The sequence below is a fragment of the Acetobacter sp. DmW_043 genome, from assembly GCF_002153485.1.
GTDB lineage: Bacteria > Pseudomonadota > Alphaproteobacteria > Acetobacterales > Acetobacteraceae > Acetobacter > Acetobacter thailandicus.
This window is the reverse complement of sequence record NZ_JOMN01000021.1, coordinates 33,098-45,981: the sequence shown is the minus strand read 5'-3', so window position 1 is coordinate 45,981 and position 12,884 is coordinate 33,098. Positions and strand designations below refer to the sequence as shown.

At 51.5% G+C, this 12,884-nt stretch carries 12 protein-coding genes; 6 read left to right on the top strand and 6 right to left on the bottom strand.

Translation table 11 applies throughout. The features are described 5' to 3' along the window. Positions 1–26: 26 nt before the first annotated feature. The 3 genes from HK11_RS07365 to arcC are packed head-to-tail and all read right to left on the bottom strand — an operon-like array spanning position 27 to position 2,224. Entirely contained in the window at positions 27–428 is a 402-nt protein-coding gene (locus HK11_RS07365) for a heme-binding protein (protein ID WP_086554709.1), read from the bottom strand. Positions 429–446: 18 nt separating this feature from the next. Continuing rightward, positions 447–1,298: a DUF2877 domain-containing protein gene (locus HK11_RS07360; protein WP_086554708.1), complete on the bottom strand. Its 852-nt coding sequence runs from the start codon at positions 1,296–1,298 to the stop codon at positions 447–449. Continuing rightward, the gene (arcC, locus tag HK11_RS07355; protein ID WP_086554707.1) at positions 1,295–2,224 is read right to left on the bottom strand and encodes a carbamate kinase; all 930 of its coding nucleotides are present in this window, start codon (positions 2,222–2,224) and stop codon (positions 1,295–1,297) included. The genes HK11_RS07360 and arcC overlap by 4 nt, the downstream gene beginning before the upstream one ends. 283 nt (positions 2,225–2,507) lie before the next feature. Between arcC and HK11_RS07350 the strand changes: the two genes are divergently transcribed. The 6 genes from HK11_RS07350 (at position 2,508) to HK11_RS07330 (ending at position 9,355) form a co-directional block, all read left to right on the top strand. Further along, positions 2,508–3,290: an IclR family transcriptional regulator C-terminal domain-containing protein gene (locus HK11_RS07350; RefSeq protein WP_233133365.1), complete on the top strand. Its 783-nt coding sequence runs from the start codon at positions 2,508–2,510 to the stop codon at positions 3,288–3,290. A 267-nt stretch (positions 3,291–3,557) separates the two neighbouring features. After that, complete coding sequence (locus HK11_RS07345; protein ID WP_233133363.1) at positions 3,558–5,081, top strand: ABC transporter substrate-binding protein; 1,524 nt, start codon at positions 3,558–3,560, stop codon at positions 5,079–5,081. A gap of 3 nt (positions 5,082–5,084) precedes the next feature. Further along, the gene (gene fdrA / locus HK11_RS07340) at positions 5,085–6,626 is read left to right on the top strand and encodes an acyl-CoA synthetase FdrA (protein WP_086554706.1); all 1,542 of its coding nucleotides are present in this window, start codon (positions 5,085–5,087) and stop codon (positions 6,624–6,626) included. Beyond that, positions 6,619–6,795, top strand: coding sequence for a hypothetical protein (locus tag HK11_RS12470; protein ID WP_198943238.1), 177 nt, complete (start codon positions 6,619–6,621; stop codon positions 6,793–6,795). Before fdrA ends, HK11_RS12470 begins: the two co-directional genes overlap by 8 nt. A 32-nt stretch (positions 6,796–6,827) precedes the next feature. Continuing rightward, entirely contained in the window at positions 6,828–8,093 is a 1,266-nt protein-coding gene (locus tag HK11_RS07335; RefSeq protein WP_086554705.1) for a DUF1116 domain-containing protein, read from the top strand. Continuing rightward, positions 8,090–9,355: a DUF1116 domain-containing protein gene (locus tag HK11_RS07330; protein WP_086554704.1), complete on the top strand. Its 1,266-nt coding sequence runs from the start codon at positions 8,090–8,092 to the stop codon at positions 9,353–9,355. Before HK11_RS07335 ends, HK11_RS07330 begins: the two co-directional genes overlap by 4 nt. Positions 9,356–9,399: 44 nt before the next feature. Here HK11_RS07330 and HK11_RS07325 read toward each other — a convergent pair whose 3' ends face one another. The 3 genes from HK11_RS07325 to HK11_RS07315 form a co-directional block, all read right to left on the bottom strand. Next, entirely contained in the window at positions 9,400–10,509 is a 1,110-nt protein-coding gene (locus HK11_RS07325) for a metallophosphoesterase (protein ID WP_369822933.1), read from the bottom strand. Between the two features lie 133 nt (positions 10,510–10,642). Next, positions 10,643–12,133 carry a gamma-glutamyltransferase gene (locus tag HK11_RS07320; RefSeq protein WP_086554703.1) on the bottom strand — a complete coding sequence of 497 codons (1,491 nt, stop codon included), beginning with the start codon at positions 12,131–12,133 and terminating at the stop codon, positions 10,643–10,645. Between the two features lie 2 nt (positions 12,134–12,135). Continuing rightward, positions 12,136–12,876, bottom strand: a complete 741-nt coding sequence (locus tag HK11_RS07315; RefSeq protein WP_086554702.1) for an SDR family NAD(P)-dependent oxidoreductase — start codon at positions 12,874–12,876, stop codon at positions 12,136–12,138. Positions 12,877–12,884 lie beyond the last annotated feature (8 nt).

Sequence of the window (12,884 nt, the reverse complement as noted above, 5' to 3'; positions counted from 1 at the left end):
GACCATAGTCAGCGGCAGATAACACCTCAGAGACTGTCACACCCCAGAGCCAGCACCCCGGCCATAGCACATTCTTCATCAAGGTCAGCGCTGGCACCCCCAACCCCGACAGCCCCCAGCAGCTTGCCATGACGCAGCAAAGGCACCGCCCCTTTTGCGTAAATCATATTATCCCCTTCGAGCGATGAAATACGGTTCATCACAACTGAAGAGGGCGGAATGTCACCACTTTTGCACCGTGTTGCTGCTGCTGTCAGAGCTTTGCCCTGGCAGCCATATATGCTGGCCCAGTTTGACTGATCCATCCGGGCAAATGAAACCAGTCTGCCGCCTGCATCACACACCGCTACACACACATCTATCTTCAGCTCTTTTGCACGTAACAAAGTCGCTGTCAGGGCTGTTTGTGCCTCATCAAATGTTATCATCTTATTTTCCTTAACAGGTTATGAAAGCTGTACATTTAAACCCCACAGAAACCCGGCCAGAGTATCCTCACCCGAACTGTAACCATGCTGTGTTATAGGCCGCACCAGACGCAGTCTCTGCTCAGGAACAGAGTGAATGAGAGGGTAAAATTGCAGGAACTTTTGCCAGTCTTCTGATGCATGCCGATAACTGGCTGATTTCAGAAAAAAATATGACAATGTTGTTGTTTTTTCTTGAGCGTCATAAAAAATATCTGAAAAAAAATCAGAAGAAAATTCTGCGCTGACATAAGTAGCAAGCATCACGCCACATAAAAAATCATCACCGGCTGGTGTCAGACCCCGACCAAGACCAAGCCCCTGTGCAACACCTGCGGCAATAAGATTTTTATCGCCCAGCCTTAACCCCTGCCGTAAATCTGTGAGGGACCACCCTGCGACTTCCTGGCAAAAGGGATCATTCAGAACAGCAGCCAGATACTCTGAATGTCTCTGAACACAGGCACCGTCATATAAAGCGGCCTCATAACAAACCCGCTGCCGCCAGTATTGTTCTGTTACAGGGCAATCTGATGCTATTTCAGCAGCATCAGAAAGGTTTATTATAAGTTCGCCATTACATATTTTCTGACTGTTACAAAAAATTTCACAGTTATCATCAAAATATACAGGCCATGTTTCAAGGCGCACAGTATAAGGTGTCATACGCTCTGAAACAGGAGAAAAGATAAGCATAGACCGGGCGTCACCCTCACCCGCAAGCGCATAGACATGCCTGTCAAACCGCGCCAGAACTCTGAGCCGCTGCTTATCATGCCCCAGAGCAGTCATAGCGAAAGACGCAACCGATGAGGCCTGAATAACGCTCATGCAGTTTTCAGAGCTTTTTCATCCGGATAAATCCAGGTACCAGCCTCTCCTGCAGCAATCTCTTTAATCTGAGAGAGAGAACCTATTGCGGCACATTTACCCGTTTTGCGCACAAAGTTCACAGCAGCCTCTATTTTAGGTCCCATTGACCCGCGGGAAAAAGCCCCGGTCATAAGCTGTTCGGCAGTTACTTTATGCAGTAATTTCTGTTGTGGTGTATCATAGTTTTCATAAACACCAGGGACATCGGTTGCGATAACAAACAGGTCAGCAGGAATATGTGCTGCCAGCAGGCTCGAAGCCCGGTCTTTATCAATAACAGCCTCTACCCCCTCCATCCGGTTTTCGCCTGTATCAACAACAGGTATGCCACCACCACCGGCACAAATAACGAGTGTGCCGTTATCAAGCAGCCACCTTATAGGGCGATGCCACAAAATGCGTTTTGGCTGTGGGGACGGCATAACACGGCGCCATTTGCGGCCATCCTGACGAAAAACCCAGCCATGGGCTGCGGCCATCTGCTCTGCCTGTGCCTCATCAAACACCGGTCCGACAAATTTGCTGGGGTCAGAAAATTCGGGGTCATCTCTGTCAACCTCCACACGGGTGAGCAATGTGGCAACCGGCACATCATACCCCAGAATATTGCCCAGAGCCTGCTCAAGCATGTAGCCAATCATACCCTCAGTAGCCGCGCCCATCACATCAAAAGGGTAAGGTTCTGCTCCTTTAAAAGCATCGGCCTGCATTGCCAGAAGCCCAACCTGCGGACCATTGCCGTGTGTCAGAATAACCTGATGGGTCCGCGCGACCGGGGCAAGAGACTGCGCAGCCACCCGGGCATTGTTCCATTGTGTTGCCATGCTTAGCGGTTCACCGCGTTGCATCAGGGCGTTACCGCCCAGTGCTATCACCAGTTTCATGATGACCCTTACGTTAAGGAGGTTCTGTCAGAACCGGGAAAGTTCACATAATGCACAATAGTTCGTATATAACAACTCATTTCGATACGTTATCGTTAAGAGTGTAAAAAAAATCATAGCCGGCTATCACAGCTGAGGCCGGGAAACTGCACATTATGCAAACATTTGTTTTTTTCTGAGTGAAACGCGCTATAACGCCTTAGAAATCACCATACCTGAGCTCAGACGTCAGGCCCATCAACCTGCGCCGCCTTTTAGTCGCGCTAAAAAACGGAATGTGTTTGTGAGTAATTCCAGTGCAGCACCAGCTGACAAACCAAAAGGTGTTGTTGGCTCTCTGGCCCACGGCCTGAACATCATTATGGCGTTTAGCAAAGCGCATCCGCGCATGACGCTCTCTCAGGTATCAGAGAAAACAGGCATGGACCGTGCCGGAGCACGTCGTTATTTGCTGACACTGGTGCATCTGGGCTTCGTTGTGCAGGACGGCAGATTATTTCAGCTCACACCAAAAGTACTTGAACTGGGATACTCTTATCTCTCATCCGTCCCTCTGACGGATAAAGCTCAGTATTACCTCGATCGAATCCGCGATCAGACCGGCTTTCCCGTCGCTCTGGGTGTGAGGGATGAACTCTATGTTGTGCATCTTGCCTCAGCCAACAGTGACGAATTTAACTCCCCCGGGCTCACTATTGGCCGACGCTTTCCCATTGCCTATGCATCAGCCGGTCGCTGTATTCTTGCAATGATGGAAAAAGCTGAGCGTGAAGCTTTACTCAAAGACATTAAGCTGGAGCCTATGTCAGACATGAGTGTTGCGACAATCAGTGCTCTGAACAAGCAGCTCCAGATCATTCGCAAGCAGGGCTATGCATTAGTCGATCAGGAAATGCAGACTGGCATACGCTCACTTGCTGTGCCTGTTTTTAATGCCAGAGGGCAGATTGCCGCAAGTTTTAACACTTTTACCTTCAGCAACCTTGTGCCTGCTGCGCAGCTCATTTCTGACGCTTTACCCGTTATGCAGGCTGCTGCTGAAGAACTTCAGGCGACTCTCATTTAATATCTTCCTTACCCTTGCTGCCCATGTGACGGCAAGGGACTCCTTTTTCCTCTGAAAATACTAATATTTTCTCACCCGGCAGGGCAAACTTCTGCCGGGATATATGCGCTTACGGTAGTCATATTTTCTCTGTTGTTCAGCGCACCATTCAGAGATTCAATAAAAAAGTTTCGTATTCGACACATTTTCTCTCTTGCAATAAATGCGTAAAATGTTTCAAATTCGCACATATGTTCACATTAAGAACTTTAGCGGAGAGTATAACCTTTGAAACAGCTTCGCGTCGGGGTTCATTACGAACCATCTAATATCGACCCCCATCTGGGCGCTGCAGAGCTTGCCCTGCAAATGACCAATGGTGTTTTTGATACGCTGGTAAATAAAACCACTGATGGCGAGTATCTGCCTGGTCTGGCTGAAAGCTTTCAGATTTCAGAAGACCAGTGCAGCTATATTTTTACCCTGCGTCGTGATGTTCTGTTTCATGATGGCACCGCTTTTACTGCTCATGCCGTTCAGGCCTCGTTTGAGAGGGCACGTGACCCTGCCAGCAAATCACAGCTGGCAGGCAGTCTTCTGGGCAGTTACAGGTCCTGTCATATTATCAATGATTACTGCCTCGAAATTCTGCTCGACAAACCTTATGCCCTCTTTCTTGATGCTTTGAGTCAGGCATGGCTTGCCCCTATGTCAGTCAAAGCCATGCAGGAAAATGGTCCTGGTTTCATGCGGCACCCCGTTGGGACAGGTCCTTTCATCTTTGACCGCTGGGAGGCCGGAAACTGTCTGGTCATCAGGCGTAACCCGGCTTACGCCTGGGCACCACCAGTGGTAAAAAACCAGGAAACGGCTCATCTTGATGAAATCGTCTTCAAATTCATCGCTGATGATAAAAAACGAAGTGAAGCTTTTGAGAAAAATGAAGTTGATCTGATTTTTGCTGCAAACCCGGGAGATGCAGCTCCTCTGCGTGCGCGCCAGGATACAGATGTAACAGTCTGGCCCATCCGTGGTGTGCCTGTCTGTCTTATGCTCAACATAAAGCGCACCCCCACAGACAGTCTGGCGGTCAGACAGGCTCTCAGCCACGCTATTAACAGAGACGCTCTGGTTACAGAAGTATTTAAAGGAGAATTTACCCGCGCATATGGCCCGGTCTCGCAGTTTACGCTGGGTTATGAACCAGGTGTGGAAACATTTTATCCTTATGATCCAGACAAAGCTGTCACCTTACTTGAACAGAATGGCTGGATTATGCAGGCAGATGGCAGACGTTATAAAAATTCTGTTCCGCTGGAAGTTATTTTTTACGCTTTACCGGTTAATTTCTACCCTGAATTTGGCGATATTATCACGCGCGAACTCGCCCCTCTGGGCATAACAGTCAAAGTAGAACTTTGCTCACCCCCTGCATGGATTCAGGCCGGCATGCAAGGGCTGCACAATATGATCCCACAGGGAAAATATGCAAGCTCATCGCAGCTTCTTGGGTTTGTCTATCATTCCCGCAACAATGGTGCGGGCGGTTACGGCTGGAGCAAACGCGGCCCTGAAGATTATCCCGAAATTGATACTCTCATTGAACAGTCTGACACCTGTATCGATAAAGCAGGATATGTCCCTTTATTTAACAAGGTACAGCTTGCGGTTATGCAGGCGGCTCTGGCTGTTCCCCTGCATTGCAATGCTAATATTGTTGCTGCCCGCACAACAGTCAGCGGCCTGACTTTTGATGCCATCGGGGCCTACCCCCTGTTTCATGACACAACCATTCAGAAAAGTGAGGGCTGACTGATGACCTCCCGTATTCTCATTCGCCCGCGTGAATATCATGACTCTGTACGCCTGATGCGTGCTTCAGAAGCTATTCGTCAGGAAAGCGGCGTCACTGAAGCCATGGCTATGATGGCGACAGTTAATAATAAAAAAATTCTTGATACATCAGGCCTGTTAACTAATGCCGTTAAAGCTGCAAACCCCGATGATCTGATTATCGCTGTTGTCGCAGATACGGAAGAGGCTGCTGAACGCGCCGTTGCCGCAGCTCAGTCTTTCCTATCACAAAAAGTGCAGAGTGGGCAGCAAACACTCCAGCCGCGTTCGGTTGACGCGGCCTGCGCTCTAAACCCGGCCATTAATATGGCCTGCATTTCTTTACCTGGTATTTATGCGTATCGCGAAGCAAAACGCGCTCTTGAGCTGGGGCTGAACGTCTTTTTATTCAGTGACAATGTCAGTCGCGAAGATGAACGTAAACTCAAAGAGCTGGCCCAGGAAAAAAACCGCCTGCTTATGGGCCCCGACTGCGGCACAGCCCTGATTAACGGTGTGGGTCTTGGCTTTACCAATGCTGTGCGCAAGGGAAAAATTGGCCTTGTTGCGGCATCCGGCACCGGCACCCAGGAGATTTCTTCTCTGCTTGACTGGCTGCACTGTGGTGTAAGCCAGGCCATTGGCACGGGCGGACGCGACCTGCAACACGACATTGGTGGCCTGACAATGTTGCAGGGGCTGGCCATGCTTGCCGCAGATCATGGTACAGATGTTATTGTCGTCACATCAAAGCCACCCAGCCCGGAAATTGCTGAGAAAATTATTGCATTCTGCTCACGTCAGACCAAACCTGTTGTAATGAACTTTATCGGGCAGAGTATAACCGGGCAGAAAGGCAATATTACTTTCACCTCAACCCTGGCCGAAACAGCCCTGACAGCTGCACGCCTGCTTAACCCCTCCTGCGAGCTGCCGCATCTGAGCAGTGCTGACACAAACAAGTTTATGCAAACCGCACGTACTGCACGCAAACCATCGCAACGTTACCTGCGTGGCTTATATGCTGGTGGTACCCTTTGTTATGAAGCGCTGTTTCTGCTTCGTGAACAACTGGGCGGTATCTACTCCAACCTGGAGCACGGCGCATATGAACTGAAAGACCTCTTTAACAGCAAAGAGCATACCCTTATCGATATGGGTGAGGATGCCTATACCGAAGGGCGCGCTCACCCGATGATCGATCCCTCGCTCAGAAATCAGCGTATCCTCAGAGAAGCTCAGGACCCTGATGTAGCACTCCTCCTCCTCGATCTTGTTATCGGCTACGGCGCACATGAAAACCCGGCTGCACAACTGGCAGAAACCATTACACAAGCCCGCGCCATCACACAGGCAGACGGGCGCGATCTGCCGGTGATTGTTACAATCTGCGGTACAGAAAACGACATACAAAATTATGAAAAACAAGCCGAGCAGCTATGGGCTGCCGGTATTCTTGTCGCAGGCAACAATGCTGAGGCCGTCACACTGGCTGGCCATTATCTGGAGACACTCAATGACTGAGCAGCAACCCTCTCCTTTATTCGGACAAACTCTGAGTGTGGTGAATATCGGCATTGACCTCTTTGCCGAAACACTCAGGCAGCAATCGGTCGATGTTGTACAGGTGCAGTGGAGCCCTCCTGCCACGCAAAATGAAGACCTGATGAACCTGCTCGACTCTCTGCTCTGATTCACTCTCCTCTGTTTGCGGAAAAAAATACCATGTCTGCCCTGAAAACTCTGATTGAAGATGCCAATGCCAAAACGCTTGATATTATTCTGCGAGGCAAACCACGGCTGATTGACGTTGCCCCTGCACTAAACGTAGTGCCTGGTATGACGCCCAACCTGATTATGCACGCAGGGCCTGCTATTGAGTGGGATCGTATGTGCGGCCCCCACAAAAATGGTGTCACCGGGGCTGCCCTGTGGGAAGGACTGGCCAGCACCCCCGAAGAAGCCGACCAGAAAATTCGTAGTGGTGAAATTCTGATCGCCCCCTGCCACCATCATGTTTCTGTTGGTGCAGGTGCAGGCATTATCTCAGCCTCCACTCCCATGCTGGTTGTCGAAAATGCAACATTTGGCAATCGTGCCTATAGCTGCATCTCTGAGGGAGGTGGTCTGCGTCTGCTGAAATGGGGAGCGTATGACGAAACTGTCTTTAAAAATCTGACATGGCAGGCGAAAGTTTTTGCTCCTGTGCTTAGTAAAGCACTTCAGGCCTCGGGTCCGATAGATATTCGTAATATTATCTCTCGTGCTGTGGAAATGGGGGATGAATGCCATAACCGCTCTGTCGCGGCGACGGCACAGTTTCTTAAAGAAATGTTTGCCTATCTCGTCGCTCTTGATATGCCCGGAGAAGATGTCAAAGCATCAATAAAATTTCTTGTAGAATCAGAGCATTTTCTTCTTCATGCCATTATGGCTGCAGCAAAGGCGATGCTGGTTCCGGCCGAAGGCATTGACTACAGCACGATCGTCACAGCTATGTCGCGCAATGGTGTCGATTTTGGCATTAAGGTCAGTGGTCTGGGCGACCAGTGGTTTACCGCACCAGCCAACCCTGTCACGGGGCTTTTCTTCAGAGCAGAATGGAACGATTCAAACGCAGCTCCTGACCTGGGTGACAGCGCCATCACAGAAGTCATCGGTCTTGGTGGCTTTATTCAGCCAGCGGCTCCGACTGTTACGCAATATGTACAGGGAACGGTGCAGCAGGCCATTGCCAACACGCTCGAGATGCAGGAGATTTGTGCAGCCTCTAACCCTGACGTTCGTATTCCTGCCATGGATTTTGCACCAGGCCCCATTGGCATTGATATACGTAAAGTGGTGCAGACAGGCATTCTCCCTCTGCTTGATACCGCCATTACTCACAAAGAAGGCGGGTTAATTGGTGCCGGTGAAGTACGTGCACCCATGGGCTGTTTTGAAGCTGCCCTTAAAGCATTTGGTCAAAAAGTAGCAGGGGCACAGGCATGACCTCACTCATTGACAAAATTAACGCTGCAAACGAAGAAGCTTTTTCTCGCCTGGTTTCTGCTAAACCGGTGTGGGTCGATGTGCAGCCTGCCCTCAGTGTACTGCCTGGCATGACCCGTCATACAGTGCTGCATGCAGGTCCACCCATTGCCTGGCAGAATATGTGCGGCCCGCAAAAAATGGGTGTCGTGCAGGCTGTTCTGCATGAAGGTCTGGCCGCAGATGAGGCTGATGCTGAAGCAATGATCTTGTCAGGGCAGGTTACTGTTGCCCCCTGTCACGAATATGGTGCTGTTGGTGGCATGGCTGGCATTACCTCTGCCTCCAGCCCTATGGCTGTTGTGTATGATAGTGTGCATGATCGCTATGGTTATTCACAGCTCTTTCAGGGGCCGGCCTCAGGCCTGCAAAACCGCGACGACTATAACCTCGAAGCCCGCAAACGCTGGACCTGGCTTGAAACCGTGCTTGGCCCGGTGGTGGGCAAAGCTGTTCGCAGCACACAGGGCATTCCGGTTAAACCTATGATTGCCCGCGCCCTTGAAATGGGCGATGAGTGCCACAACCGCAACAGCGGCGGCAGCCTGGTTATTCTTAACGCTCTTATTCTGCCACTTTATGAAACCTGCACAGACCCCGCTCTGCTGCATGAGGTGCTCGACTACCTGAAAGTAAATGAGCAGTTCTCACTCTGCCTTTCAATGGCAGCCGGTAAAGCCATGGCAGATGCCACAAAAAATATCCCCTACAGCACAATGGTCTCTGCCATGTGTCGTAACGGTGTTGAGTTTGGCATTAAAGTCAGTGGCCTGGGTGAACAGTGGTTCACCGCCCCTGCCAGCCGGATTGAAGGATTATTCTTCTCCTCTGAATGGAGCGATGCCGATGCTGTGCCCGACATTGGCGACAGCAGCATTATGGAAACGATTGGTCTTGGCGGGCATGTTCAGGCTGCAGCACCAGTGCTGCAGCAGTTTGTTAATGGCTCATTTGCCCGTGCGACATCGGTAGTGGAAAGCATGCAGCTGATTACACTGGGTCAGGTTACTGAGTTTAAAATTCCGAATATGAATTTTACCGGTGCACCTACAGGCATTGATATTCGCAAAGTAGTGCAGGCAAACCTGACACCTGTCATTGATACTGCCATTGCTCATAAAAAAGGTGGTGTCATCGGTGCCGGGCAAACCCGCGCACCCTTTGACTGTTTTGCTCATGCGCTGCGGGCTTTCAGCGCACGCTATATGCAACAAAGTCAGTAAAAAAGAATATCCCGCTTCTTTCCTGCAAAGAAGCGGGCAGGAAATCAGGCGCAGCGCAGACGAAAACGCGTCATTTCTGATGGCACACCAAGACGCAGTGCAAAACCTGGCCATAACCCTGTACCGTTGCTGACATAAAGCGTCATCCCGCCAATCTGATAACGACGGGAGACAAACCCGTTATTACCTCGCGCAACAAGCCAGGACAATAAAGGTAACATACCGCCATGAGTGTGCCCTGAAAGCTGAAGAGCCACACCACGCTCTGCAGCATTGTGCGCTTCACCAGGCTGATGATCGAGCAAAATAACAGGGGCATCAGCAGGTTTTCCGGCCAGAGCTGCCTCAGGGTCGGGGCCAGCTAAATGATGCCCGGATGCAGAGCGGTCTGTCACACCGGCAATCACAAGCCGGGCGTCACCACGCTTTACGGTATCATGGCTGTTTAAAAGCATCTTAAACCCAAGAGATGATAAATGCTTCATCCACGCATCATAATCAAAAAAATACTCATGGTTGCCAGGTACAGCGAGCACACCATCAGGCGCACTGAGATTTGAAAGTGGTGCAATATCATCACGGCGCATGGCAACAGAGCCATCAATAAAATCACCTGTGATGACTATCATATCGGCCTGAGCTGCATTTGCACGCTCTGTAACTGCCTCTGTCCATGTGCGAGGAAAAAGCCGGCTGATATGCAGATCACTCAGCTGAAGGAGCGTATAACCGTCAAACGCCTTATCCAGCCCAGGGATAACAACTGTTACATCTTCAACCGGTGGCACACGCAAAGCATTTACCAGAGCAAACGCCGCCAGAAAACCAGCAAATCCTCCGGCAGCTATACGTACCACCGGAGGAATATGTAGCCACTGCCCTTTAACTACAGCAGCGACCACTACACCACCATCAAGCAACAGCTGAAACAGAAAGAGAAATACAAGTGTGCCAAAGCCCCAGTTAAACAATATAACAACCGGGCGCGGAAACTCAGGGGCAAACACGGAGCCTGAAGAACAGCGACACCAGAAATGATACAGCGCTGCCACGATAATCAGCACTGCGCACCCCGGTTTCACCAGCAAAGGCAATGGTAGCGGAAGCAGCCAGTCAGCAATGACAAACAACGGTAAAAACATAAAAATAAGCATGCGCACAGCTTCTGTTCCTTCGCTGAGATCACGCACGACACTCAGCGTCACACGTCGAAGATACTTCTCTGTTACACAATTTTTCTCATAAACCGAATGACATCTGCTGAGTGACCTTTACCTGGGATAAAACTCAGACAACACCTGCCCAGCTATTGCGCCGCCAGTCACTCACCGCAAAAGGTTCCCCTCCGGCCTCCACACCGGCACAGGCAACGGCTCCGAAACACAAAGCTCCCGATGGCCGCAGAGCAATATCATGCCCCAGAGCCCGCAAGCCTGCTTCTGACGGATGTCCGTCCTCAACCAGAAGCTGTCCGCCTTCACTACGCCAGCGCGGAGCCGCCACAGCCGAAGCAATATCTTCTCCGCGCCGTATCATCCGGTCAATCACCTGCAGTAATGTCTGCACCTGCCCGTCAGCCCCTGGTGTTGCCAGTGCCATCACCCCATTTTGTGAACGCACCATAGCCGGGGCCAGTGTATGCACAGGCCTGCGTCCTGCTGCCCAGCTATTTGCACCTGTGGTAAACCCGCCGGCTCTGTTGTTGAGCATAATCCCCAGCTCAGGCACCAGCAGACAGGAGCCAAAATCATCAAACACGCTCACAAGGGATGATACCACCATGCCATGACAATCCGCGACAGAAACACCGGCTGTATGCAGGTAAGCACGAGGGCCACCCCGCCGTGATGCACGGTCAGGATCTGCCTGCAACGCTATATCAAGAAGGGCTGCCCCCTCAGCTGCACGGTCACGATAAGCGAAGGAGGCCTCTGTCAGTTCAACCGCAATATGATCAGCCTGCACGTCTGTCTCAGGTGACCAGCGACTAAAATTCTTCAAAGCCATGCCGAGCAACACACCCTGTGCAGGGGACGGCTGCACCAGCACCGTTGCTTCCCCCAGGCGGATAGCGAGTGGCTGCATGATGTCTGTCTGATGGGCAGAAAGATCGTGCTCATCCAGGGCGCCACCATATGCAGCAACACGACGCGCCACGCCTGCTGCATAATCTGCGGTATAAAAACACTCAGGCCCCCGCTCAGCAAAACGCCGCAGTACAGATGCAAGTTCGGGCTGCACCCAAAGCTGCCCGGCTTTCAGGCTCATCAATGGCCAGATGCTGCTCCCGTTACGTTCCAGCCTGGGCGTATGCGCCTTAACGACCTGAGCAAGAGACTCTGAGAGTACAATCCCATCTTCAGCCAGGCGAATAGCCTTCTCAAAAATAATAGCAAATGGCAGCCGGCCCCAGCGGGCATGCATGCGCGCCCAGGCACCAGCAATACCAGGCACGGTGATGCTGTTAGCCCCTTCATCAGTGCAGCGTGTCGCTTTAGCCGGAAAAGCCCCGGCCCCGCTAACGGCAAATGTCTGCTCGCCCTCTGCAACGAGTGCAAATAAATCACCGCCAATGCCGCAGGCATCAGGTGCGACAACGCACAAAACAGCCTGTGCCGCAATGGCGGCATCTGCCGCACTGCCGCCACGTGACAGGACATCCTGCGCAGCGGATACGGCAAGCGGATGCGCCGCAGACACAGCCCCTGCCGGACCGGAAATAACCGGTCTGACAGATGATGAAAAACCATCAGCAATATGCCAGTGCCTGTATGTCATGTCTAAACCGCCGTATACCCGCCATCAACCACAAAGGAGGTGCCCGCCATATAGCGACCACCCGCAGCAGCCAGAAGCAGAATAAGTGCTGCGACCTCATCTGGTGTGCCATGTCGCCCGAGCGGAATTTGCTTATCAATCACCTTACGTTTTTCATCAGGGTCATGCTGATAAGACCAGAACGGATCATTAAAAGGGGTCTCGATCCAGCCAGGCAGCACGCAGTTAATACGAATCCCCTGAGGCGCAAGCTCTGCGGTCAGACTACGGGCAAGACCAGGTAAAGCCGCTTTGGTCGCCTGATAGGCAGACATACCGGCATGCCCTCTGATCGCCCCGGTTGAAGACGTAAACACCACGCTCGCATTGTCAGACATGGCCAGATAAGGCGCTGCCGCCTGAGTAAAGAAAAACGGCATTTTGAGATTAAGGGCCACGGTGCGGTCCCACATCTCCTCTGTCCAGTCTGCCAGAGAAGCAGAGACCATAAGCGCTGCGGTAATAATTACCGTATCAACTCCGCCAAATTGCTTGACAGCAAGAGCGACAGCCTCCTGCGGGACAGCAGGGTCAGACAGGTCACGCTGAAGAAACAGACATTCCCCATTGCTCTCTTCATCAACCACGCTCCGGGCCTCAGCCCGGTGGTCAATCAGCACAACATTATCGCCCTGTTCGCGAAATTTTCTGACACAGGCGCGACCTATACCTGTAGCACCACCTGCTACAATCACTGTTGCCATGGTGTGTG